Source organism: Streptomyces sp. HPF1205, from assembly GCF_020400825.1.
In the GTDB taxonomy this organism is placed as follows: Bacteria; Actinomycetota; Actinomycetes; order Streptomycetales; family Streptomycetaceae; genus Actinacidiphila.
This window is the reverse complement of record NZ_JAINVH010000015.1, coordinates 62,691-86,895: the sequence shown is the minus strand read 5'-3', so window position 1 is coordinate 86,895 and position 24,205 is coordinate 62,691. Positions and strand designations below refer to the sequence as shown.

19 protein-coding genes are annotated in these 24,205 nt (G+C 74.0%); 7 read left to right on the top strand and 12 right to left on the bottom strand.

Annotation, left to right across the window (positions count from 1 at the left end; genetic code table 11):
* Positions 1-92: 92 nt before the first annotated feature.
* The gene (locus K7G61_RS18870; RefSeq protein WP_263984561.1) at positions 93-1,472 is read left to right on the top strand and encodes an MFS transporter; all 1,380 of its coding nucleotides are present in this window, start codon (positions 93-95) and stop codon (positions 1,470-1,472) included.
* A 104-nt stretch (positions 1,473-1,576) separates the two neighbouring features.
* On the opposite strand, the gene K7G61_RS18865 is transcribed toward K7G61_RS18870, so the two are convergent.
* Together K7G61_RS18865 and mshA are read right to left on the bottom strand one after the other, a co-directional pair.
* Positions 1,577-2,125, bottom strand: coding sequence for a YbjN domain-containing protein (locus tag K7G61_RS18865; protein WP_225848052.1), 549 nt, complete (start codon positions 2,123-2,125; stop codon positions 1,577-1,579).
* Positions 2,118-3,455, bottom strand: a complete 1,338-nt coding sequence (gene mshA, locus K7G61_RS18860) for a D-inositol-3-phosphate glycosyltransferase (RefSeq protein ID WP_225848051.1) — start codon at positions 3,453-3,455, stop codon at positions 2,118-2,120. Before mshA ends, K7G61_RS18865 begins: the two co-directional genes overlap by 8 nt.
* A gap of 303 nt (positions 3,456-3,758) precedes the next feature.
* Here mshA and K7G61_RS18855 point away from each other — a divergent pair, with 303 nt between their 5' ends.
* Together K7G61_RS18855 and K7G61_RS18850 are read left to right on the top strand one after the other, a co-directional pair.
* Complete coding sequence (locus K7G61_RS18855; protein ID WP_225848050.1) at positions 3,759-4,574, top strand: class I SAM-dependent methyltransferase; 816 nt, start codon at positions 3,759-3,761, stop codon at positions 4,572-4,574.
* A 368-nt stretch (positions 4,575-4,942) separates the two neighbouring features.
* Positions 4,943-6,364, top strand: a complete 1,422-nt coding sequence (locus tag K7G61_RS18850) for a PP2C family protein-serine/threonine phosphatase (protein ID WP_225848049.1) — start codon at positions 4,943-4,945, stop codon at positions 6,362-6,364.
* A gap of 127 nt (positions 6,365-6,491) precedes the next feature.
* On the opposite strand, the gene K7G61_RS18845 is transcribed toward K7G61_RS18850, so the two are convergent.
* The 3 genes from K7G61_RS18845 to K7G61_RS18835 all read right to left on the bottom strand — a co-directional run bounded on the left by K7G61_RS18845 (position 6,492) and on the right by K7G61_RS18835 (position 8,032).
* Positions 6,492-6,848 carry a DUF2516 family protein gene (locus tag K7G61_RS18845; protein ID WP_225848048.1) on the bottom strand — a complete coding sequence of 119 codons (357 nt, stop codon included), beginning with the start codon at positions 6,846-6,848 and terminating at the stop codon, positions 6,492-6,494.
* Between the two features lie 139 nt (positions 6,849-6,987).
* The gene (locus K7G61_RS18840) at positions 6,988-7,524 is read right to left on the bottom strand and encodes a hypothetical protein (protein WP_225848047.1); all 537 of its coding nucleotides are present in this window, start codon (positions 7,522-7,524) and stop codon (positions 6,988-6,990) included.
* Entirely contained in the window at positions 7,508-8,032 is a 525-nt protein-coding gene (locus tag K7G61_RS18835; protein WP_225848046.1) for a helix-turn-helix domain-containing protein, read from the bottom strand. Before K7G61_RS18835 ends, K7G61_RS18840 begins: the two co-directional genes overlap by 17 nt.
* A gap of 140 nt (positions 8,033-8,172) precedes the next feature.
* Here K7G61_RS18835 and K7G61_RS18830 point away from each other — a divergent pair, with 140 nt between their 5' ends.
* Positions 8,173-8,829, top strand: coding sequence for a bifunctional 2-polyprenyl-6-hydroxyphenol methylase/3-demethylubiquinol 3-O-methyltransferase UbiG (locus K7G61_RS18830; RefSeq protein WP_225848045.1), 657 nt, complete (start codon positions 8,173-8,175; stop codon positions 8,827-8,829).
* 725 nt (positions 8,830-9,554) lie between these two features.
* Here the strand turns inward: K7G61_RS18830 and K7G61_RS18825 are convergent.
* From K7G61_RS18825 to K7G61_RS18810, 4 genes are all read right to left on the bottom strand, one after another.
* Positions 9,555-10,460 (bottom strand): carbohydrate ABC transporter permease, encoded by a 906-nt coding sequence (locus K7G61_RS18825; RefSeq protein ID WP_225848044.1) that lies wholly within the window; start codon positions 10,458-10,460, stop codon positions 9,555-9,557.
* Positions 10,457-11,401: a carbohydrate ABC transporter permease gene (locus K7G61_RS18820; RefSeq protein ID WP_225848043.1), complete on the bottom strand. Its 945-nt coding sequence runs from the start codon at positions 11,399-11,401 to the stop codon at positions 10,457-10,459. Before K7G61_RS18820 ends, K7G61_RS18825 begins: the two co-directional genes overlap by 4 nt.
* Positions 11,398-12,657 (bottom strand): ABC transporter substrate-binding protein, encoded by a 1,260-nt coding sequence (locus tag K7G61_RS18815; RefSeq protein ID WP_263984541.1) that lies wholly within the window; start codon positions 12,655-12,657, stop codon positions 11,398-11,400. Before K7G61_RS18815 ends, K7G61_RS18820 begins: the two co-directional genes overlap by 4 nt.
* An 87-nt stretch (positions 12,658-12,744) precedes the next feature.
* Positions 12,745-13,764: a hydroxyacid dehydrogenase gene (locus tag K7G61_RS18810; protein ID WP_225848042.1), complete on the bottom strand. Its 1,020-nt coding sequence runs from the start codon at positions 13,762-13,764 to the stop codon at positions 12,745-12,747.
* 204 nt (positions 13,765-13,968) lie between these two features.
* Between K7G61_RS18810 and K7G61_RS18805 the strand changes: the two genes are divergently transcribed.
* Together K7G61_RS18805 and K7G61_RS18800 are read left to right on the top strand one after the other, a co-directional pair.
* Entirely contained in the window at positions 13,969-15,072 is a 1,104-nt protein-coding gene (locus K7G61_RS18805; protein WP_225848041.1) for a substrate-binding domain-containing protein, read from the top strand.
* Positions 15,073-15,273: 201 nt separating this feature from the next.
* Complete coding sequence (locus K7G61_RS18800) at positions 15,274-17,283, top strand: DUF2264 domain-containing protein (protein ID WP_225848040.1); 2,010 nt, start codon at positions 15,274-15,276, stop codon at positions 17,281-17,283.
* Between the two features lie 32 nt (positions 17,284-17,315).
* Here the strand turns inward: K7G61_RS18800 and K7G61_RS18795 are convergent, their stop codons facing one another.
* Complete coding sequence (locus K7G61_RS18795) at positions 17,316-19,406, bottom strand: heparinase II/III family protein (protein ID WP_225848039.1); 2,091 nt, start codon at positions 19,404-19,406, stop codon at positions 17,316-17,318.
* Between the two features lie 328 nt (positions 19,407-19,734).
* On the opposite strand from K7G61_RS18795, the gene K7G61_RS18790 reads away from it, so the two are divergent.
* On the top strand, positions 19,735-21,192 hold the full coding sequence (locus K7G61_RS18790; protein WP_225848038.1) for an RICIN domain-containing protein: 1,458 nt from the start codon (positions 19,735-19,737) through the stop codon (positions 21,190-21,192).
* A 90-nt stretch (positions 21,193-21,282) separates the two neighbouring features.
* Here the strand turns inward: K7G61_RS18790 and K7G61_RS18785 are convergent, their stop codons facing one another.
* Both K7G61_RS18785 and K7G61_RS18780 read right to left on the bottom strand, forming a co-directional pair.
* A complete protein-coding gene (locus K7G61_RS18785; RefSeq protein WP_225848037.1) occupies positions 21,283-22,869 on the bottom strand; it encodes an alpha/beta fold hydrolase in 1,587 nt (528 codons plus the stop codon).
* 111 nt (positions 22,870-22,980) lie between these two features.
* Entirely contained in the window at positions 22,981-24,177 is a 1,197-nt protein-coding gene (locus tag K7G61_RS18780; RefSeq protein WP_225848036.1) for a serine hydrolase, read from the bottom strand.
* Positions 24,178-24,205: the final 28 nt, after the last annotated feature.

Below are 24,205 nucleotides of genomic sequence, written 5' to 3'. Positions count from 1 at the left end.
ATGCCGTGGCGCCTCACCGGAGCCCTCTGTAATCTGCCGACGGCGATTGCGGCTATTACGGGGGAGGGCACGACGTGGCACTGTCACGCGGCATGCGCGAGGCGGCGGGCGGACTGCCACGGCAGTTCTGGTGGCTGTGGACCAGCACCCTCGTCAACCGCCTCGGCGGCTTCGTCGTCACCTTCCTGGCCCTCTACCTCACCGTCCAGCGCGGTTACTCCGCCTCGTACGCCGGCCTGGTGGCCGGGCTCTTCGGGCTGGGCGGCGCGGCCGGCGCCGTGCTCGGCGGGGTGCTCGCCGACCGGGTGGGCCGCCGCAGCACCATGCTCGCCGCGCAGCTCGGCGCCGCCGCCACCACCGCCCTGCTCGGCCTGGTGCACCACCCCGCGGCCATCGCCCTGGTCGCGGCCGCGGTCGGCCTGACGAGCAACGCCTCCCGCCCCGCCGTGCAGGCGATCATCGCCGACGTGGTCCCGGCCGCCGACCGCGTCCGCGCCTACTCCCTCAACTACTGGGCCATCAACATCGGCTTCGGCGTGTCCTCCGCGGCGGCCGGCTTCATCGCCTCGGCCGGCTATCTGTGGCTGTTCCTCGGCGACGCCTTCAGCACGGTGGTGTGCGCCCTGGTGGTGTACGTGAGGGTGCGCGAATCCCTGCCGGCCGCGGCGGATACGGGGGCCCCGGCCGCCTCCCGCGCTCACGCCAGGCAGTCCACGCAGGCCGCGCGGACCGTGCGGACAGCGCCGGCCGGCCCCCGTACGGCCACCCGCCTCGTCGATGTCCTGCGGGACCAGCGCTTCATGGTCATGGTCCTGTGCACCTTCCTCCTCGGCAGCGTGATGCAGCAGGGCAACTCCACCCTGGCCGTCGACATGGGCGCGCACGGGCTGAGCAGCCGCCAGTTCGGGCTGGCCGCCGCCGTCAACGGGGTGGTGATCGTGATCCTGCAGCTCCCCGTGACGCGGCTGCTGCGCGGCCGTTCCAGCGCGAGCCTGCTGGCCATCGGGTCGCTGGTGCTGTCCTGGGGGCTCGGCCTGACCGCCTTCGCCGGGACGTTCGGGCTGTACGCGCTCACCGTCGCCGTATGGACGCTGGGCGAGATCATGCACGCCCCTGCCTCGATGTCCGTGGTCTCCGACCTCGCCCCCGCCACCGCCCGCGGCCGGTACCAGGGCGTCTACAGCCTCGCCTGGTCGGCGGCCACCTTCGCCGGCCCGCTGCTGGGCGGCCTGGCCTACGACCGCCTCGGCCGCGACGCGGTCTGGGCCGGCTGCGCCCTGGTCGGCACGGCCGCGGCCACCGGCTACTACCTGCTGCTGCGCGTCCGCGCCGCCGCCTCCCCCGCCCCGCTCCCGCCGGCCGCCACCGCGGATGTCCCGGCGGACGGCACGGCGGACGGCACGGCGGATGTCCTCCCGGCTGCCCTGCCGGACGCCTCCGCGGGTGCCCGGGAGGAGCCGGTCACCGGCTGAACGCGCCGCGCGGCGAGCAACCGCACGGCAGGCAACCGCGCGAAGCCGTCGGGACGGTCACCCGCGCGGCACCCGCCCCGCGCCCACCCCCCGTACGACCGCCGTCAGGACTCCCGCTCGCCGGTCAAGTGGCTGAACGCGGCCAGGTTGCGAGTGGACTCGCCGCGGGAGACCCGCCAGGCGTACTCCTTGCGGATGGAGGTCGCGAAGCCCAGTTCAAGGAGGGTGTTGAAGGAGCCGTCGGCGTTCTCCACCACCGCGCCGAGCAGCCGGTCCACCTCGGCGGGCGAGACGGCGGCCAGCGGCAGCCGGGCGTTCAGGTAGACGTCGCCGAGCCGGTCGACGCCGTAGCTGACGCCGTACAGGCGCAGGTTGCGTTCCAGCAGCCAGCGGTAGAACGCCTCGTGGTTCTCGTCGGGGCGGCGGACCACGAAGGCGTTGAGCGAGAGGGTGTGCCGCCCGACCACCATCTGGCAGGTGGTGGACAGCTTCCGGGTGCCGGGCAGTTGCGTGACATAGGTGCCGGGCCGCGGCGACTCCCACTCCAGGCCGGCTTCCGCCAGGGCCTGCTCGACGGCCCGGCGGGCGCCCTCCTCGGCGGGCGCGCCGCCCGGCGCGCCCTCGGGTACCCCGCCGCGTACGTCCTCAGCCATGGGCCGATCGTAGGCGACGGCGGTGGTCGTGGACCGCCTCGGCGTACACCCCGGCCGTGTCCGCCGCCGCCGCGTCCCAGCCGAAGTCGCGGGCGTGCCGGGCCGCCGCCGCGCCGAGCCGGTCGACCAGGTGCGGGTGGTCCACGAACCGGCGCAGCACCTCCGCGTACGCGCGCGGGTCGTGGCCGGGTACGAGGAAGCCGGTGTGCCCGTCGCGCACCGCGACCGGGAGCCCGCCGACCGCCGCGGCGACCACCGGGGTGCCGCACGCCTGCGCCTCGATCGCCGCCAGCCCGAAGGACTCGCTGTGGGACGGCATGACGAGCACGGTCGCCGCCCGGTACCAGTCCGCGAGCCGGATCTGGTCGACCGGCGGCTGGAACCGTACGACGTCGCTCACGCCCAGCCGGGCGGCCAGCTTGTGCAGCGCCTCCGGCTTGGCCAGGCCGCTGCCGCTCGGACCGCCCACGACGGGCACGACGAGGCGGTCGCGCAGGGAGGGCATCTGCTCCAGCAGTACGGCGACCGCGCGGACCAGCACGTCGGGGGCCTTCAGCGGCTGTATGCGGCCGGCGAACAGCGGGATCACGGCGTCGTGGGGCAGGCCGAGCCGGGCGCGGGCGGCGGCGCGGCCGGAGCCGGGGCGGAACAGGTCGAGGTTGACGCCGGGGTGGACGACGGAGACCTTGCCGGGCGCGGCTTCGTAGTACCGGACCAGGTCGCGGGCCTCCTCCGCGGTGTTCGCGATCAGCCGGTCGGCGGCCGAGACGATCTGCGTCTCGCCGATCACCCGGGCCGGCGGCTCGGGGCAGTCGCCCTCGGCGAGCGAGGCGTTCTTGACCTTGGCCATGGTGTGCATGGCGTGCACCAGCGGGACGCCCCAGCGCTGGGCGGCCAGCCAGCCGACGTGGCCGGACAGCCAGTAGTGGGAGTGCACGAGGTCGTAGTGGCCGGGGCGGTGGCGGGCCCAGGCCTGCATCACGCCGTGGGTGAAGGCGCAGAGCTGGCCGGGCAGCTCCTCCTTGGCCAGTCCCTCGTAGGGCCCCGCGTCCACGTGCCGGACCAGCACGCCGGGGGCCAGTTCCACGCTGCACGGCAGGCCGCCGGTGGTGGCCCGGGTGAAGATCTCCACCTCGACGTTCTGCTCGGCCAGCCGCTTGGCGAGTTCCACGACGTACACGTTCATGCCGCCCGCGTCGCCCGTGCCGGGCTGGTGCAGCGGCGAGGTGTGCACGCTCAGCATCGCCACGCGCCGCACCCGCCGCCCGGCCCCCCAGCGGATGTGCGGGCGGGCGCGCAGCGCTCCGAGCCGGGACGTGTAGGTGGTCACGTTCGCTGTTCCTTCCGCCGGTCGTGCCGGGCCGTTCGTGCATGACGTGCGTGCCGGTCGGTCCCGTGAGGGTCCGCATGGCGACCGGGTGGGCGGCCGGGTGGCGGCCGTCAACTCCGCACAACATCGGAATCGGACATTCCATTTCCGGGACGCGGCCGTTGTCGCCAAACCGATACGTGCCGCCTCCGTCCGGTGCCGCGGGAGCGCCGGCAGGTGCCGGGCGGCGCCGCGGGCCCGGATCGCGGGAGCGGCCGCCGCGACCTACGGGTGCCCCGTACCGCTGCGGCTACCCTCGTCCGCATGGGTGGCGTGGTACGGGCGGTGGGCGCGGTACGGGCGGTCGGCGTGGTGACGCGCGGCACGACCAACCCCAACCGGCTGCGCCGCATGGACCGCTGGATCGCCGCCGCGCACGGCCCCGGGCTGCGCAGGGCCGCCGATCCCCTCGCGGTGGACCTCGGGTACGGGGCCGCGCCCTGGACCGCCGTGGAACTCCTCGGCCGGCTGCGCCGGATCCGGCCGGACCTCGCGGTGGTCGGCCTGGAGATCGACCCCGCGCGGGTCGCGGCGGCCCTGCCGTACGCCCGGGACGGACTCACCTTCGCGCACGGCGGCTTCGAGGTGCCGCTGCCGGGCGGGCGCCGCCCCGTGCTGATCCGTGCGGCGAACGTGCTGCGGCAGTACGACGAGGCCGAGGTCGCCGAGGTGTGGGCGCGGCTGCGGGGCAGGCTGGCGCCCGGCGGGCTGCTGGTCGAGGGCACCTGCGACGAGATCGGCCGCCGCCACGTGTGGGTGGCGCTGGGCCCCGAGGGCCCCCGCACGGTCACCTTCGCCACCCGTCTGGGCTCCCTGTCCCGCCCGTCCGACCTGGCCGAGCGCCTGCCGAAGGCGCTCATCCACCGCAATGTGCCGGGCGAACCCGTGCACGCGTTCCTGACGGCCTTCGACCGCGCCTGGGCCGCCGCCGCCCCGCTGTCCGCCCTGGGCGCGCGCCAGCGCTGGATGGCCTCGGTACGGGCACTGCGGGCGGCCGGATGGCCGGTGGCGGACGGGCCGGGGCGGTGGCGGCAGGGCGAGGTCACGGTGCGGTGGGAGGCCCTGGCGCCGAAAGGGTGAGGGCGGGCCCGGGCCCGGCCGCGGGGGCGTGCGGGCGGGTGGGCCTCGCGTGCGGGCGGGCCTCGCGGGCGCCCGGCGGAGGGCCTGTTGGGGCGCTGTACGGGGCGCCGGACGGGCGCTGCAGGGGGCGCCGGACGGGGCGTCGGACGGGGCGTCGGACGGGGCGCGAACCCGCAAGTGGGTCGGGCCGGGGCCACGGTTGCGGCGGGTGCGCGTGATGTTTGTCATGTGCGGATCGGCACATCCGCGCCGAAATCGCCCGCTGACCTCCGCATATGACACTGACCGTTTACAACTGGCTCTCCCGTCCCGCCTCGCGCAGCCATTAGGGTCTCGGAAGGCCCTCGGGGGAGGGAAGGAGTCGGCTGATGTCCGCAAGGCGCGGCACTGAGCGGCCCCCTGCCACCGGTCCCGGGGCAGCGGGCGGACCGGTCGTGCCCACGGAGGACCGGGGCCCCGCCTCCGGGAGCGCGGGCCGCGACAACCGGGCCGAGCGCGCCACCGCCGCCGAACCCGGTGAGGCCGCTGGGGCCACCGGGGCCGGCAAGGCGATCGAGGCGGGCGAGGCCGCCGAGACACGCGCCCCGCGCGACGAGCCCACCGCCGTGACCCTCCCCCGGCAGCGCCAGAGCACGGGCGGACCGGCGGCGCTGACCGTGCTCGTGGTGGGCGACGACCCGAACGGCGCGTTCACCGCCCCGTACTTCCAGGAGGGCGGCGGCCCGCGCATCCGTATCCTGCGGGCCCGCAACCTCACCGCGGCGGCCCGCCTCCTCACCGACGACGTGCACTGCGTCCTGCTCGACCTGCCCGACGTGCTCGACGCGCTGCCGCGGGTGCGGCGCCTCGCGCCGAACACGGCGGTCCTCGTGCTGACCGAGGGCGCCGACGACCCGCACGCGGCGGAGGCCGTGCGCGTCGGCGCCCAGGACCACATCTCGCGCGACGAGATCGACGCGCCCACCGTGACCAGGGCGGTGCGCTACGCCATGGAGCGCAAGCGGGCCGACCTCGCCCAGCGCCAGCTCACCGAGAGCCGCCTGCTCGCGCAGGAGAACTCCCGCCTGGAACGCGGCCTGCTGCCCACCCCGCTGCTCCAGGGGGCGACGGGGCTGCGGTTCGCGGCCCGTTACCGCCCCGGCCGCAGCCGCGCGCTGCTCGGCGGCGACTTCTACGACACCATCCGCACCCCCGACGGCACCGTGCACGCCATGATCGGCGACGTGTGCGGGCACGGCCCGGACGCGGCGGCCCTCGGCGTCGAGCTGCGCATCGCCTGGCGGGCCCTGACCTTCGCCGGGCTCGGCGGCGAGTCGCTGCTGCGCACGATGCAGGAAGTGCTGGTCCACGAGCGGGCGAGCGAGGAGGTCTTCGCCACCTTGTGCCTGGTGGACATCGCGCCGGACGGCCGCTCGGCCGGGCTGCACCTGGCCGGCCACCCCGCGCCGCTGTTCGCCGCCCCCGGCCGGGTGCCGGCCCTGCTGCCGTACGAGGACGGCGGCCCGGCCATCGGGCTGCTGCCGGACGCCTCCTGGGAGCGGGTGCGGGTCGCGCTCGGCTCGGGGGAATGGGCGCTGATGCTCTACACCGACGGCCTGATCGAGGGCCGGGTCGGCGAGGACACCCGGCGGCTCGGCCAGGACGGCATGGTCGAACTGGCCGCCCGCCTGCTCGCCTCGGGCCTGCGCGGCGAGGCCTTCCTGGACGCCGCCGTCACCGAGGTACGGGAGCTGAACGGCGGCGAACTGACCGACGACGTGGCCGTGGTGCTGCTGGAGCGGCAGGCCTGACGGGCGGTACGGCGGCCCGGCCGGACCGGTCCGCCGTCGAGGGCCGCGCGGCCTTCAGCCACGTCGGCCGGCGGGTCGGCGGCGGCCGTCGGGCGAGCGCGTACGCCGGCCGTCGTCAGCCGGCGGGTCAGCGGCGGCCGTTGTAGGGGCCGTACGGACCGTCGCTGCTGCTTCCGCGGTTGCGGCGCCAGGAGCCGCGCCCGCCGCCGCGGCCGGAGGCCGCGCGCACGGCGGGGCGTACGTCAACCATGTACACGATCACCGCGACCAGGCCGATGACCGGCAGGAACGACAGCACCGAGAACAACTTCATCACCACGGCGGCGATGCCCAGGATGACCAGCCAGAACGGCTTGCTGTTCTTGTCCGCCGCCCGGTACGCGTCCTCGCGGTGGATCGCCGCGTCCACGAACGCGAACAGCGCGAGCAGGAAGAGCGCCCACGAGAGCAGGGCGACCACCCCGAAGAACCCTGTGATCAGCACGCGTCCACCGCCTCAGTCGGTTGGCTTCCGGCCCCCACGGTACCGGTCCCGTCAGGACAACGACCCGGCTCGGCATTCGGTGCCCCGCCGGGCGGGGGCGCCGCGGAGCGGGGCGGGCCGCCCGCCGGCCCGCCCGGGCTCACTTCGCGGCCGGCTTGCGCGGGGTCGTCCTGCGGGCCGCCGGCTTCTTCGCCGCCTCGCTCCTGCGGGCCGCCGGGGACTTGTCGGGCTCGACGGCGGCGGCGATCTCCACCACCTCGTCGGCCGCCTGCCCGCGCCAGTTCGCGACGGCGCCCTTGCCGCGCACGGCGAGGTCGTCGTACGTCTCGCGCAGCGCCACGGCGGCGCCGGCCGCACGGCCCACGCCCTGCAGCGCCGCGTTCTGCACGGACTCGCCGATCTTCCTCAGGTCCCGCAGTTCCTTCAGGTCCAGGTCGTGCCAGGTCTGGTTGATCCTGGTCTGGGCGTCCTTGGCCTGTGCGGTGACCCGCTCCTGGACCACCTTGGGGTCGGTGGCCCGCAGCTTCTCGATCCGCTCGGGCGCCTGCTCGCGGATCCGCCCGATCAGCGGCGGGACCTCCCGCAGCTTCTCGGCGGCCAGGTCCGCCGCTCCGGCCACCGCGTAGAGCGGCGTCGGGTCGCGGAAGCTCTTCCTGATGTCATCGGTGATCGTCATGGTGCGTTTCCTTCCCCGCGGGGCCGGGCGCCTCGTGCCGCCCCGCCTCCACTGCTTCGTCGTTCTCGTCGTTCTCGCCGTACTCGTCGTTCTCGTCGTTCTCGTCGTACTGGCCGTTCGGGCCGCGCTCGTCGTTCCGGCCGCGCTCGTCGTGCTCGCCGGCCGCCGCGGCGGCGGCGTTCTCCTTGCGGAAGGACTCGTAGATCTGGATGAGCACCTGCTTCTGGCGCTCGTTGATCGACGGGTCCGTGAGGATCGCGGCCGGGACCTCCAGCTCGTCCCGCTCCCGTGCGTCGAGGATCCCCGCCTGCACGTAGAGCGTCTCCGCGGATATGCGCAGCGCCTTGGCGAGCTGCTGCAGGATCTCCGCGCTCGGCTTGCGCAGCCCGCGCTCGATCTGGCTCAGATACGGATTCGACACCCCTGCCGCGTCCGCGAGCTGCCGCAGGCTGAGCTGCGCGTTGCGCCGCTGCTCCCGCAGATACTCCCCGAGCTTCAGCGCACCCATGACTCCACCATGCCGCGCATCGCTAACTTTTGCAAGCACATCGCTTGCAAGTGTCATCCTGGGCTCGGCGTGACGCCGGGACGCCGGGACGGCTGGGCCCCACGCCCGAGCGGTACGTCGCTCCCGTCTACCGTGGCCTCATGGCACTGCGTTCCCGCCTCCACCGTTTCAATCAGCGGCACCCGTGGAGCCACAACGACCACTACGGCCCCTGGATCGCGGCCCGGGTGGCGGAGGCCGGGGCCCGCGACGTCCTCGACGTCGGGTGCGGGGCGGGGAATCTCGTCGCACTTCTGCGGCAGCGGGCCGCCACGGTCACCGGGCTCGAACCCGATCCCCGGATGGCCCGGGCCGCGGCGGAGCGGTTCGCCGACGACCCCGCGGTCACCGTCGTCGAAGCCGGCTTCGACGGCCGCGGCCCGCGGGCGCGCTTCGACGCGATCACCCTGGTCGCCGTCCTGCACCACATGCCGCTGGCGCCCACGCTGCGGGAGTTGCGCGACTGCCTCGCCCCGGGCGGGCGCCTGGTGGTCGTCGGCTGCTACCGGCAGACCGGGCGTGCCGATCTGCTCGTCTCCCTGCTGTCGGTGCTCCTGAATCCGGTTATGGGGCTGATCAAGCATCCGGCTCGCGCCGCCGCGCCGCCCCTGCACATGACCGCGCCCACCGCCGATGCGCGGGAGACCCTGGGCGACATCCGGGCCGCGGCCGCGCAAGAGCTGCCCGGCGCCCGGATCCGGCGTCGCCTGTTCTGGCGGTACAGCCTGGTCTACGACGCTCCCGCCGGCCCGGCCTGATCCCCGCGAGTGACCCGCCGGCCGCCGCGCCGACCACGGCGGACAGGGCCCGGCAGTTGCGCCAGACCACGTACAGCACGCAGCCGGGGACGACGGCCAGCCCGTACAGCGGCGCCTGGTTGACGGCCGCCAGGCCGGCCGCCGCCAGCACCAGGTTCGTCACGGCCAGGACCGGGCGCCGCAGCATGGCGTACGCCGCGGCCAGCAGCGTGCGCGGGACGGCGGCACCCGCGTCGTCCGCGGCGAACGCCATGGCCACCAGCCCGCAGCCGGCCGCGGCCGGCGCGACCACGGCCTGCAGCGGGACAAGGGCCAGGGCCGGGCCGGGCGCGCGGTGGCTCAGGAAGACCGCGTCGGCGGCCGCCATGCCGGCCAGCAGCACCAGCGGGGTCCACAGCGTGAGCGCCCGCCGCAGCAGCCGGGTGTAGGCGCGGGCGAAGGCGGCGGCCGGGGGGCGGTCCTCCTCGTCGGCCAGCCGCAGGTACCCGAAGGCGGCGGCCAGCGAGGGGCCGGTGCCCAGTGCGAGGACCGCGAAGACCACCGGGTGGTGCCAGGGCCGGTGGTCCCGCTGCAGCGCCACCAGCAGCGGCAGGTTGGTGGCCGCGACCCCGAGGTTCACCACCAGGACCCGGTGGACGTGTGTCCAGATCAGGTCCCAGGAACTGTTCGCGGGATTGAGGCGCGGCCACCGGGCGGTGGTGTCCGTACCGCTCATCTCAGGCACCTCACTTCATTCCGCTGGTGGCGATGCCCTGCACGAAGTAGCGCTGCCCGAGCAGGAAGACCACCAGGATCGGCAGGACGGACAGCACCGAGCCGGTCATGATCATCGCGTACCGGGAGTCGTACATGCCGACGAACGAACGCAAGCCCAGCTGCACGGTCCACAGGTCGTTGTCGGTGAGGTAGATGAACGGGCCCATGTAGTCGTTCCAGGTGTTGACGAAGGTCAGCAGGGCCAGGCCGGCCAGGGCCGGCCGGGACAGCGGCAGCACGATCCGGGCCCAGATGCCGTACTCGCTCAGCCCGTCCAGGCGGGCGGCCTCGCTCATCTCGTCCGGGATGGTCAGGTAGTACTGGCGCATCAGGAAGACGCCGAACGCGCCGAACGCCTGCAGCAGGATCAGCGACAGGCGGGTGTTCACCAGGCCGAGCTTCTGCATCATGATGTACTGCGGCACCATGTACGCCTGCCAGGGCACGGCGATGGTGGCGACGTAGCCGAGGAACAGCGCGTCGCGGCCGGGAAAGCGCACCTTGGCGAAGCCGTAGGCGGCGAAGCTGCCGGTGAGCACCTGGAGGACCGTGATGACCACGCTGAGGATCAGCGAGTTCTTCAGGTAGGTGAGCATCGGGATGTCCGTCCAGATGTGGACGAAGTTGTCCCAGTGCCAGCTCTGCGGGATCCAGTGGACGGGGACGGTGAAGACGTCCCGATCGGCCTTCACCGATGAGGAGAGCATCCAGGCGAACGGCAGCATGATCGCCGCGGCGAGGCCGATGAGCAGCGCGTACAGCAGGACCCGGCCGGCGATGCGGCGGGCCCGGGGCGGGCGCCGGGCCGGCCCGCGGCCGGCCCGGCGGAGCGTCCTGGCCGGGGCGCGGTCACCGGGCAGCAGGGTGGTGTTCACCGCTCCCTCCTTCGCTGGAGCCGGAACTGGGCGAGGGTGATCACCAGGCAGATGGCGAACAGCGCCAGGGAGATCGCCGAGGCATAGCCGAACCGGCCGTGGGTGATGCCCTCGCGGAAGATCAGCTGGGAGAGCACCAGCGTGGAGCGGCCGGGGCCGCCCTCGGTCATCACCTGCACCAGGTCGAAGACCTTGAAGCTGGAGATGGTCAGCATGACCAGGACGAAGAAGGTGGTGGGCCGCAGGCCCGGCAGGGTGATGTGCCGGAAGCGCTGCCAGGGGCCGGCCCCGTCCACCCGGGCCGCCTCGTACAGCTCGGCCGGGATGGCCTGCAGTCCGGCCAGGTAGAGCACCATGTAGTAGCCCATGTCCCGCCACACACTGGTGACGATCAGCGCGGGCAGCGCCCAGTCGGTGGAGGTGGTCCAGCCCGGCGGGTGGGCGACGCCCAGGTGCCGCAGGATCTGGTTGACCGGGCCGACATCGGGGCTGAGCAGCATGTTCCACACCACGGCCACCGCGACCAGCGAGGTGACGTAGGGGAAGAAGAACGCGGTGCGCAGGATGCCCACCCCGCGCAGTTTCTGGTTGAGCAGCACGGCCAGGCCCAGCGAGGCCGCCAGGGTCAGCGGGATGTGCCCGGCGGCGTACCAGCAGGTGTTCTCCAGTGCGGTACGGAAGTTGTCGTCGTGCCACATCCGGCGGAAGTTGGCCAGGCCGACCCAGTGCGGCGAGCTGTAGGAGTTCCAGTCGGTGAACGACACCAGCAGGGCGCCGACGACGGGAACGAGGGTGAAGGCGGCGAAGCCGAGGAAGTTGGGCAGCACGAAGCTCCAGCCGACCAGGATGCCCCGGCGGCGGCGCCGCCGCGCGGCGGCGGCGGCGTGCGCGGTGGTCCCGGCCCGGGCCTCCGCGGCCGCACGGGCGTCGGCGGCGCTCACTGGACTTCGGTCTTCACTCGGTGGTCCATCTCGTCGATGCCCTTGTCGACGGACTTCTCGCCGGTCATCACCAGTTCGTGCTCCTCGGTGAGGATCTGGTCGACGTCGGAGGACTTGTCGCTCACCGGCATCTCCAGCTTGACCGTGTCGGGCCGCATGGCCTTGCGGGACAGGGCGTCGGTGGGCATCCCCTTGACGCCGAAGAACGCGTCGAGGATCTTGCCGTCGGTGTAGGACGGTACGACGCCGATCTTCGCGATGGCGGCGGCGCCCTCGGGGCCCGAGGCCCACTCGACGAACTTGGTGGCGGCGTCGGCGTTGCGGGCGTGCTTGTTCACCGCGAACGCGGTCGGCGATCCGAAGGTGACGGTCTTCCCGTTGGCGGTGATCTGCGGCATCGGTGCCATGCCCCAGTCGACGTCGTTGGCGCCCTGGGACTTCTCCGCCAGCAGCGCGGCGGCCCACCAGGTCCCCATCGGGACGATCGCCGCCTTGTGAGTGGTGAGCATCGAGTCGTAGCCGACGTTCTGACTCTTGGCGGTGCCGAACGGCATGGTCGCGTCGGCCTTCTGGAGGTCCAGGGCCATCGTGTACTGGTCCTTGAAGAAGGAGTAGTCGCCGCCCAGCAGGTCGCCACCGGTCTGGGCGGCGGCGATCGCCTGGACCACCGAGCGCCAGGTGTGCAGGTAGGTGCCGTACACCTTGGACGAGCCGGAGCCCTTGGTGAGCTGTTTGGCGACCGAGTCGAACTGCGACCAGGTCAGGTGGGACAGGTCGGTGCCGCCGACGAGGGCCTTGTTGTAGAAGAGCACCCAGAAGTCGTTGCGGTACGGCAGCGCGTAGTACTGGCCCTTGAGGTCGAAGTCGCCGAGGCCGGAGTAGGACGCCTTGTCCAGGGTCGTGGCGTAGTCGGTCAGCGAGGCCAGCTGGCCGCGGGTGGCGTAGCGGGCGTAGTCGGTGACGTTCTTCATGGTGAGCACGTCGGTCCTGTCGCCGCCGGCCAGCATGGTGGTGACCTTGTCGGAGTAGTTGTCCGCGAGGATGTCCACCGGCCGCACGTCGATCTTGGGGTACTTCGCCTCGAAGCCGTCGATGAGCGCCTTGAACTCGGGGGTCTTGGCGTAGTTCCACACGGCGATCTTGACGACGGTCCGGCCGTCGGAGGTGCTGCCGGAGCCGTCGCCGCCGCAGCCGGCGGCGCCGAGCAGCGCCACGGCGGTGGCGACGGGCAGGATTCTGGCGGGGATCTTCCTCATGGTGTGCGGCTCCTTGGCGTGGTCCGGGGGTCCGGCGGGCTCACGGGTCGGGCGGTCGGGCGGCCGGGCAGCTCGGCGGCCGGGCGCTCAGGCGCTCAGGCCGAGGGCCCAGTGCTCCTCGGTGATCTCGGCCTGCAGCGGCCGGCGGGCGGTGAAGCGGGTGAGTTCGTCCAGCGCGTGGTCGGTCAGCCGGCCGATCTCGGTGCCGAGCGAGCCGGCGATGTGCGGGGTGACCATGACGCGGGCCAGCCTGCGCAGCGGTGACGTGACGGGCAGCGGCTCGGGGTCGGTGACGTCGAGGATGGCGAAGAGCCGTCCCGAGGCGCACTCGGCGGCCAGCGCCTGGGAGTCGACCAGGCTGCCGCGGGCGGTGTTGATGACGGTGGCGTGGTCGGGCAGCAGGGCGAGCTGCGCGGCGCCGATCAGGTGCCGGGTCTCGGCCAGTTCGGGCGCGTGCAGCGAGAGCACGTCGGCCCTGGGCAGCAGTTCGTCCAGCGGTACGAGGGCCGCTCCGGCCCTGGCCACCTCTGCCGGGTCGGCGTACGGGTCGGCGACCAGGACGGTGGTCCGCCCGAGCACCTTGAGCAGGTCGACCACCTTGCGGCCGATCCGGGAGAAGCCCACGATGCCCACCGTCCGGCCGAAGTTGGACAGGTCGCCGTAGCCGGTGACCGTCCCCCAGCCCTGGTAGGCGCGCCGTTCGTCGGCCGCCAGGAAGGGCGCCTTCTTCCCGGCGAAGATGATCGCCGCCAGGGTGTACTCGGCGACCGGTATGGCGTTGGCGTCGGCGGCGCTGGTGACGCGGACGCCGCGCTGCCACACCTCGCCACCGACCAGGCCGCGTACGCTGCCGGCGCAGTGCACGACCAGGCGCAGCCCGGGGGCGGCGGCCAGGCGTTCCGCGGTGAGGCGGGGGGCGCCCCAGGAGGTGAGGAGCACCTCGGCCGCCGCGAACCGCGCCCGGGCGGCGGGCCGTTCGAGGTCGTCGGTCCAGAGCGGCTCACCGAGGTCCACCAGCTCGGCCAGGCGGGCAAGCCGTTCGGCGTCGAAGTGCGCGGCGAAGCTCTGCCCGCTCATCACGACCAGCGCCTTGGGTTTGGTCTGCATCGGTGGTGGGTCCTCCCCCTGCACACGTTGGGAGCTGTGTGCAAAAGAGCTACTTGCTGAACACGTTGGAACAGGAATAGTGGTGTAGCGATCGGACCCACCAGAGTCCGGACACAAAAGCAATCAAACGAACAGATGCGAACACCGTAAGCAGGTACACGACCAGAGCCGACGCAGAGCCGACGATTGGCGAGGGCGCCCGGGATGACCGATGAACGACTCTTCGCGCTGCAGCGCAGAGAACGCCTGATGGACGAGCTGCGCCGACGCGGAGCGGTACGCGTCCGGGAACTGGCCCGGGTGCTCGGCGTCAGCGAACTGACCATCCGCCGGGACATCACCGCGCTCGCCGCCCGCGGCATGCTGACCCGGGTGCACGGCGGCGCCACCCTCGCCACCGAGCTGGACGCCGTCCCGGTCCGCCGCCCCCGCCCGGCCGCCGCCGCGTACACCATCGGCATGGTGGTGCCGTCCCTGGACTACTACTGGCCGCCGATCGTCAACGGGGCCCGCGCCGCGGCCGCCGCGCTCGGCGTGCAGATACAGCTGCGCGGCTCCAGCTACGACCAGGCCGAGGACCGTCGCCAGATCAGCCGGCTGATCGCCGCCCAGCAGGTACAGGGCCTGCTGCTCGCGCCGAACCTGGAGGGGGACGGGGTCGAGGAGATGATCGACTGGATCGGCAACCTCCCGGTGCCGGTGATCCTGGTCGAGCGGCAGACCCCGCAGTGGACGCCGACGCCCCGCCAGCTGGAGTGGGTGCGCAGCGACCACGCGCTCGGCCTGGAGATGGCGGTGCGCCACCTGCACGAGCACGGCCACCACCGGATCGGGCTGGTCCTGTCCAAGGGCAGCCCGACCTCCGCCCACCTGGCGCGGGGCTGGACCCGGGCGTGCGCGGAACTCGGCCTGCCGGACGCCTTCGTGGTGCGCGAGAGCGTCGCCCTGAACGTGCCCGGGCACCGCGAGATCATCCAGGACCTGCTGGTCCGCGCCCGCCGCTCGCGGATCACCGCACTGATCGTGCACAGCGACCCCGACGCGATCTCCATCGCGCAGTACCTCGCCGAGGAGGGGCTGTCCATCCCCGGCGACATGGCGATGGTGACCTACGACGACGAGGTCGCGCACCTGGCCGAGCCGGCGATGACCGCGGTCCGGCCGCCGAAGCCGCGGGTGGGCCGGGAGGCGGTGGAGATGATGGTGGCCCGGCTGGTGGAGGGCAGGCGCCGGCCCGCCCAGCGGGTGCTGATCCTGCCCGAACTGGTCATCCGCAACTCCTCGGTGAACACCGCGGCGGGCATCTGAGGCCGTACGAACCGCCCGCCCCACCGTGCTCCACCGCCGCCGGCCGCGCCCGGGCGGGCGGCATTCCCGTGGTGCGTTTTCGATCGTTCGCGTTCGAGTGATCACGGGGTGGTTGACCGCGGCCGGCCGGTTCGCTTGAGTGACCGGCAGGGCGACGGGTGCTCCGGCGCCGCGTCCCCCTGACGTCGTACGGAGACTGCCATGCCCGACGGCCTGCCGCCCGAGGACCGGGCCCGCTCCCCGTACACCGGCTGGACCCGGGACCACTGGGTCACGCTGGCCTATCGGATGCTCGCCGCCGTGGACCCTTACCGCTCCCCCGGCGGCGCGCTGGTCGGCCTGCCCGGCCCGGCGAGCGGCAGCGGCGTACGGTCCGACGGGTTGGAGGGCTTCGCCCGCACGTTCCTGCTCGCGGGATTCCTCACCGCCGGCTCGCGGGGCGCCGGCCCCGGAGTGGGCCGCCTGCTGGAGACGTACGCGCGCGGCCTGGCCGCGGGCACCGACCCGCGCTCCCCCGAGGCGTGGCCGCGGCCGGACCGGCTCGGGCAGGCCAAGGTGGAGGCCGCCTCGGTCGCCCTGGTCCTCCAGCTCACCCGGCCCTGGCTGTGGGACCGGCTGGACGAGGGCGTACGCGAACGTGTCGTGGACTGGCTCGGCACGGTCGTCGGCCAGGAGTACCCGCCCATCAACTGGGTGTGGTTCCGGATCGTCGTGGAGTCCTTCCTGCGCGAGGCCGGCGGCCCGTTCTCCGTCGCGGACATCGAGCAGGACCTCGCCGTCCACGCCTCGCTGCGGCGCCCCGGCGGCTGGCTGAGCGACGGTCAGGAGCGGGCGTACGACCACTACACCGGCTGGGCACTGCACCTGTACCCGCTGCTGTGGACCCGCCTGTTCGACGTGACCGGCACGCTGTGTCCGCCGGAGTTGCGCCTGCGCTGGGAACGGGACCTGGCCGCCTACCTGGACGACGCGGTGGCGCTGATCGGAGCGGACGGCTCACCACTGCTGCAGGGCCGCAGCCTGACCTACCGCTTCGCGGCGGCGGCGCCGCTGTGGACGGGCGCCGTCACCGGGGCCGGCGGTCTCGCCCCGGGGCTGGTACGGCGGGCGGCGAGCGGCATGCTGCGGCACTTCGCCGACCGCGGCGCCTTCGAGCCCGACGGGCTGCTGACCCTCGGCTGGCACCGGGAGTGGCCGGCCATCCGGCAGTCCTACTCCGGGCCCGGTTCGCCGTACTGGGCGGCCAAGGGCATGCTCGGCCTGATGCTGCCCGCCGCGCACCCCGTGTGGACGGCTCGTGAGGAGCCGCTGCCGGTGGAACGGGCCGACCAGGCCCGGGTGATGGCCGCGCCCGGCTGGCTGGTCTGCGCCCGGCGGGCGGACGGCGTCGTCCGGGTCGTCAACCACGGCACCGACCACGCCCGCCCAGGGGACGAGTGCGCCGACTCCCCGCTCTACGCCCGGCTCGGCTACTCCACCGCCACCCTGCCGCCCTTGACCGGTCCCACCGTCGCCGACCCGCTCGACAACAGCGTCGTCCTCCTCGACCCGGCCGGTCGCGCCACCCACCGCAGCGGCTTCGAGACCCTCTTCGCGCTGTCCCTGCCCGGCGGCGCCCTCGCGGCCGCCTCCCGCGGCCGGGTCCGCTGGGCCGACACCACCGGCGACGACAGCCCGGACCACGGCTCGGGCCGCCGCGGCGCCGTCACACACGGCCCGTTGGTCACCGTCGCCTCCGTCCTGCGCCTCGGCATCGAGGTCCGTGTGGTACGGATCGACGCGCCCGCGGACTTCCCCGCGCCGGAGGCCCCTTGGCGGTCCGTACGGCTCGGCGGCTGGCCCGTCTCCGCCGACCTGCCACCCCGTGACCGCCAACGCTCCGGCCCCGGCCCCTGGGCCGAGGCCGTGACCCCGGCCCTGCGTTCCGCCCTGCACGGCCTGCGGGGCTTCACCGAGGCGGGCGTCGCGGCCGAGCGGGACACGAGCCCGCTGGGCACGTGTACGGCGGTCCCGTGGCTGGCCACGGCGGAACCCCCGCCGCCGGGTGAGCTTCTGGCGGCGGCGGTGGTCCTGGAGGGCCCGCAGGGAGCCTCGGCCGTGCCCGAACTGTCGGTGGAGACCGCGCCAGGGGGCGGGCACCGGGTGGTGGTCACCTGGGGGGACGGGGAACGGACGGCGGTGGAATTGCCGGGAGGCGGGGCGGCGGGCTGACCGCGGGGGCCGCTCCTGCGCGGCCGGACCCTTCAGCCCTCCGCCCGTTCGATACGGACCAGCAGCGGTGCCGGCGTCCGTCCCGGTTCGGCCGTCGCGTCGCAGGCAAGGGTCAGCCGGGTCAGGCGTTCCCCCCAGGAGCCGCGCAGCAGCGGGTCGTCCAGGGGGCGGTGTTCGAGGCTGCCGGTCAGCCGGCGGGGGTCCCAGGTGAGGCGGAGGGTGCGCCCGGTGCCGTCCCCGACGAGGGCACGGCCCTCGGCGAGGGTGACGTCCCCGGCCAGGAGGTGGTGGAGCCGAACCGGGCCGCGGGGCGCGTACGGCCGGTCCTCGACGAGCACGTGCGCCGGGCGCCCCACGCCCGGGCGGACCAGGCGCAGGGTGCGGCGCCACCCCGCGACCAGACCCTCCGGGTAGGCCGCCGACAACTCCGCCGACCACACCGTCCCGGCCGCGCGCCGCTCGACCCGTACGTCCAGGGCCCGGTGGTCCGCGCCGGGCAGCTGTTCCGCGCCCGGGTCGGGGACGTTGTGCCAGCCGCTGCGCAGGGGCCAGGCGCGGTAGCGGTCCGGGCCGAAGCTGGCGGCGGTGTAGGTGGGCTGGCCGGCGTCGACGACGAGGGGGGTGCCGTCGAGGGCCACCCAGTAGGAGCCGACATCGAGGTGGTTGTGCCGTTCCGCGTTGTGGCCGCCCTTGACGGCGACGGTGAGTCCCTCAGTGGCCCCGGCCGCCTCACGGGCGACCAGGAGCTGGACACCGGGCAGCCACACGTCCCGGGCGGCCCAAGTCCGCTCGCCGGCCCGGGCCGCCGGGCGGACGGCCGGCCGCGGGTGTTCCCGCACGGTCCCGGCCGTCGGCCGCGCGGCACGGCGTTCCGGCACCGCCGCGGACGGGCGCCCCCCGTGCACCTGCTGTTCGAGTGCCGCGCGCCAGTCCGGGTCGCACAGACCGGCCAGCGCGCGGCCGAGCCCCTCCTGGGGGCCGGCGGCCAGGCCCCGGGCGCGGCCGCGGTCCGCGGCGTGCGCGCGGACCGCCGGGTCGGCGATGCGACGGCCCCACCGGAACAGGACGTGCCAGGGCTGCTCGGCGGGCGGGCGCGCGGGGGCGTCGCCGACGTTGACGTACCAGGGTCCGCCCAGGTGGACGCGGTGCGGGTAGCGGACGAGCTCGGGCAGCACGGGCAGGTCGCGGGCGTCGAGGGCCGGGCCGCCGGCCGCGGCGAGCAGGTCGAGTGCTTCCAGCAGCCGGCCGGCGCCGTGCCACCAGTAGGCGACGCCCTCGTCGATCCCCCCGTCGTCGGGCAGTACGGCGACGAAGTGGTCGAGGCCGAGGACGGCCCGGCGGACCAGGGCGGCTCGCTCGGCCCCGTGGCCGGCCATGAGCAGCGCGGCGGTGAGGACGGCGCCGTGGATCCACGGGTTCCAGTTGTGGGCGTCGCCGTCCCGTCCGGTCCAGTGCCAGTCGCCGATCCGGCGGAAGGGCTCCAGCACGCGGGCCCGTACCTCGTGCCGCAGCCGCCGCCGCAGCCCGGGGACCCGCCGGTCGAGCCTGCCGCCCAGGACATGGTCGGACCAGGCCACCAGGGAGGCCACCTCGGCGGCCCCGAGGTCCAGGAACGGCTCGGCCGGGTCGGGCACCAGCTCCCGGCGGGCGGCGGTGAACCGGTCGTGCGGCGCCCAGCACCAAGTGCTGGTCTCGGCCAGCGCCATCAGCCCGTCGGCGGCGGCGTCCAGGCAGGGCGCGGCCCCGGGCGGAGCCTGCGCCGGGGCGGACTCGTCGCGCAGGACCGCGGCCAGGACCAGCAGGGCGACGCGTTCACGCAGGGCCCGCGCTGGGTCCTCGTAGGCCGTGCGGAGCCCGTCGCGGAACGTCCGGGCCCAGTCGGAGGCGCGCAGGACCGGGGCGGGCCGGGCCAGTTCGGCCTCGGCTGCCGCCAGCAGGGCGCCGCGGGTCGCGGGGTGCACCGCGTCCCAGGTCCCCCTCGTCTCCGCCGTGGGCACGGGCAGCCGCCCGGTCGCCCCGTGCAGCGCGTCGCGGAGCGCCGGCGGGTCGAGGGCGGGGCCGAGACGCCCCGCCAGACTGCCGGGCGCGGCGGTTCCGGCCGGATGGCGGGCACGGTCGTTCACACGGGCTCCCGGAAGCTGCTGAAAGGAACGGCGCCACCGGCACCGTAATGGCGATCCCCCGCTGCCGCGCCCTTGCGATCGCAAGCGCAACGGATCGCACGTATTCCTCCGCACGACGCCCGCTCACCGAGCGCGGGAAACCGCGCGGCCGGCCGGCCGCGGACACCCCCGCGAGGGGCGGCGCGGAAGGACGGGGTCCGGTTTCGCATACCTGCGTTTGTGAGCCTTTCGGTTCGGGTCGCATCGGAAGGCTTGTCGGCCGGTTACCCAGGTCCCACACTGCTCGGGATTCCCGCGCACCCGGCCGTGAAAAAGAAAGGACCCATCCGTGCTGTCGCAGCATCAAGCGGTCACCCGCAGAACGCTTTTCCTGCTCTGCCGACTCTTCGCCGTATTCGCACTCGCCGCCGGCACACTGACCTTCGGCTCGCACCAGGCGCACGCGGCCACCAGCCAATTCAGGGGCGTGAACTGGGCCGACCAGAGGGACAACTTCGTCAACGGCGTGCTGTACGTGTCCGGGCTCGGTCCCTCGGACACCAACGCCTCGGCGGCCACGGTGGCGGACCGGGTGGTCGGCCAGATGTACTCGATCACCGGCGCCAACACCGTGCGCATGCCGATCAACGAGCCCACCGTCGCCAACTACTGGTCGACGTACACCGGGGCGATCGACACCGCGCTCGGCAAGGGCAAGGTGATACTGGCCTACTGGGCGTACTCGGGTGGCAAACCGGCCAGTACGAGCGCCTTCTACTCGATGTGGGACACCGTCGTCGCCAGGTACGGGGGCAACCCCAACGCCTACTTCGAGGTGATCAACGAGCCCTACGCCTACGGCACCGGTGACCTGGACAACTTCTACAACAACTGGCTGGCCCGCTATTCCTCCGTCCCGCGCGGCCGGGTGATCCTCGACGGCGCCGGAGACGCTCAGAACGTGTCGGCCGTGGGCGACGACACCCGCCTGGACAACACCCTGCTGGCCGTCCACGACTACTCGTTCTTCGCCGGATACGAGGACGAAACGGAATGGGCGAACCACATCGCCGGATACATCGGGAAATACGCCGACCGCACCGTCGCCACCGAATGGGGCGGCCCGATGAGCCCCGGCAGCAAGAACGGCGTCCAGTACGGCACGATCGACTACAGCATCCCCAGCGGCTCGTTCTTCGCCGACTACATCCGCGGAGTCAGCAGCGAACTGCGCGCCCTCGGAATGGGCAGCGTGTACTGGCCGGGCCTGCGGGACGGCGACTGGTACAGCCTGACCACCAAGTCCGGCACCGGCTCGGCCATCCAGTTGTCCCTGGTGAACCCCTCAGGGCTGACCCGCCTGCAGTACGCGTGGGGCATCGGCAGCGGCGGCGGCACGTACGTCCGGATCGTCAACGCGGCCACCGGACTGTACGTCGACGGCGCCGGCCGTACGGCCGCCGGCTCGACCGCCGACCAGTGGAGTGACAGCGCCGGCCGCTACGAGGAGCAGTGGACCGTGGAGAACGACGGCAACTATGTCCGCATCAAGAACCGCGCCACCGGCCTCTACCTGGACGGCGGGGGCCGCACCTCCAGCGGCTCCGTGGTGAGCCAGTACGGCGACAGCAACAGCACCAACCAGCAGTGGTCTGTGGTGACCGACGCCAACAACGTCCGCATCAAGAACCGCGCCACCGGCCTGTACCTGGACGGCATGGGCCGTACCGGCTCCGGCACCGACCTGGGGCAGTACAGCAGCAGCAACAGCACCAACCAGCAGTGGCGGATCATCGGGGCCGGCTGAGGCCGCCGCCGGGAACGGCACCGGCCGCCGCCGGACCCCGCGAGGGGTGCGGCGGCGGCAGCGCGGATACCGGCGTACCGGCGGTAGGGTTCACCGGCTCGCGCAGGTCACGTCGGTGGGTGGGAGGGAGCCGGTGCGGAAGTAGGCGTTGATCACCGTGTTGACGCACGCGTCGCCGTAGCGGGGGTAGACGGCGTGGATACGGGCGCCCCGCAGGGTGAGCAGGCGGGACGCGGTGAGGCGGCGGTGCAGGGCCTCGGCGTCCTGGTAGGTGGTGCGAGTGTCGCCGGTGGAGTTCACGATCAGCGCCGGGACGCCGCTCCGGACCGCGGTGGGCCGCTCCCTGGGCGCCGTCGGCCAGAAGGCGCAGGGGCTGATGTCGTGGAGCATGGGGCCGAGGACCTGCCCGTCGGCGGTGGCTGCCCGGATGTCGCGCCAGTAGGCGTCCGGGTCGCGGTCGACCGCCCTGTCGCCGCAGAAGATCGCGGCCTGGGAGCCGCCGGCCGCCTCCTCCACGCCTGTGGACACGAAGGCGAGGGTGTCCGCCAGATCGGCGGTGGGCTCGGCCCGCCAGCCCGCGGCGGCCTCGGCGAGCACGCGCACAGCGCCGGCCAGGGAGGCGGAGGCCGCGTCCCGGTCGTCGTCCAGGCCGTTGAACAGCACGAACGGAACGACGTGGGCGTCCACCCGGTAGCCGCCCACCGTCAGCGGGTGCCGGGCGGAGGCGGCGATGACGCGGTTCACCGCGGCCAGTACCGCGCCGGGCGTGCCGCCCAGGTGGTACCGGGCGTCGCGGGCGGCCGTCCAGGCGGCCCAGTCGCGCAGCGCGGCCTCGTTGGCCCCGGTGGCGTCCGCGAGCATCCGCCGGGCCCCGTAGTTCCCGGGGTCGACCGCGCTGTCGAGCACCATGCGGTCCACGTGGCCGGGGAACATCCGGGCGTATACGGCGCCGAGGTAGGTGCCGTACGAGGCGCCGTAATAGGAGAGCCTGCGCTCGCCGAGTGCCGCTCGCAGCACATCCATGTCGCGCGCGATGTTGCGCGTGCTGATGTACGGCAGCAGGTCGCCGTCCGTCCGCTCGCAGTCGGCGGCCAGGCCGCGCTCCAGGGCGACGACCTCGTCGAAGCCTTTCCTGCCGTTCCCGGGTGCGCGCATCCAGGTGCTGGTCGGCCAGTGGCAGTCGACCGGGGTGCTGCGGCCACTGGACCGGGGGTCCATGCCGATCAGGTCGTACCGGGCGCCGACACCGCCCAGCAGATCGCGGATGTCCGGCGGCAGGTCGATGGAGCCGCCGCCGGGGCCGCCGCCGTTGAGCACCATGGCGCCGACGCGGTGCCTGGTGTCGGTGGCCTTCAGGCGGGAAACGGCCACGGTGATGGCGCGGCGGGCCGGGTGGGCGTAGTCCAGCGGCACCTTGATCGCGGCGCACTGGGCACCGGCCCGGTCGAGGGCCTGGCCGACCTCGTCCGACGGTCCGGTCGCGCACGCGGTCCAGGTGATCTTCTGGTGCTCGAAGCGGGCGAGGGCCGGGGCCCGGACGCCGCCCGCGGGGACGGACGCGGGGACGGACGCGGCCGCCGGCCCGGAGGCGGTGAGGGTGAGGGCGGCGAGCATCCCGGCGGCGGCCCTCACCGCCGACGGGGTCCTCGCGGCCGGAAGCGACCTGCCGCGAATCATGGTCCTCCTGTCCGTCGTCCTGCTCCGTGGTCGTGCTCCGTCGTCCTGCTCGTCACGCGCCCGCGCCGCGCCGCAGCGCCGGTTCCGTCACCGGTTCGGCCACCCGTTCGACTACCGGTTCTCACACAGTGCCGTGCTGATCGTGGCCAGCTCGTCCTCGAAGGACCGCGCGCTGTCGATGTTCTGGTTGATCACGAGCTGCACGCGGCGGCCGTCCGGGGCGACGCCGCCGGTCGTCTCGAAGCCGGGGGTGGTGCCCCCGTGGCCCCAGTACGTCCCGCCGCAGGGCAGCGGCGTGGAGATCAGGCCCAGGCCGTACCGGGCACCCGGCCAGATCCTGTCCGGGTCGGCGGGCACCGTGGCCTTCATCTGCGCCAGTTGCGCGGGCGGCAGCAGGCGGCCGCCGAGCAGTGCGGCGAAGAAGCGGTTCTCGTCGGCGAGGCTGGAGACCAGCGCCCCGCCCACGCCCGCGTAGGTCATGTTGAAGTCCGTGGTGTCGGTCAGGACGGTCCCGCCGCCTCGCGGCAGGCGCTCGTAGCCGTGGGGGTGCGGGCCCTCGATCGCCCGGTCCGCGTGCGGCCAGTAGGTGTCCTTCAGCCCCAGCGGGCGGATGATCCGCCCGGTGATCTCCCGGCTCGGGGAGTTCCCGGTCACCTTCCGGATGATCATCCCCAGGACGATGTAGTTCGTCGTGGAGTACGACCAGGCCCGGGCCGGGCGCGGCTGGTCCAGCGCGAGCGCGACGAGTTCCCCGGGGGTGAAGTCGTGCGTCCGCCAGGTCCGCGGGTGGTCGAAGTCCAGGGCGTCCACGTGGTCCGGCAGTCCGCTGGTGTGCTGGAGGAGCTGCCGTACGGTGATCCTCCGGCCGTCGTATCCGTTGCGGTCGATCAGGCCCGGCAGGTAGTGGTCCACGGTGGCGTCCAGGTCGACCCGGTGCGCGGCGACGAGCTGGAGCAGCACGGTGGCGGTGAAGGTCTTGGTCGTGCTGCCGATGCGGATCCGCCCGGCGACCGGCATCGGCCGGCCGGTGCGGAGGTCGGCGGCCCCGGCGGCCGCGGCCCATTCGCCGCACCCGGGGGCGTCCACCCGGACCGCCGCGCCCGCCAGGCCGTCGGTGTGCGTCAGCCGGTGCAGCGCGCGGCGCAGGGCCGCGTGGCCCCCGCACGCGGCCGGCCCGCCCGCGCTCACGGCCGCGTTCGCGGTCCCCGCCCCCGTCCCGGCGGTCGCCGGCGGAGCGGTCGCGGCCAGGGCCGTGACCGCGATCGCGCCCGCCACGGCCAGTGGCAGCAGGCCTTTCCCCCGCACCATCATCCGCCCTCCCCCTCGGCGCCGTCGC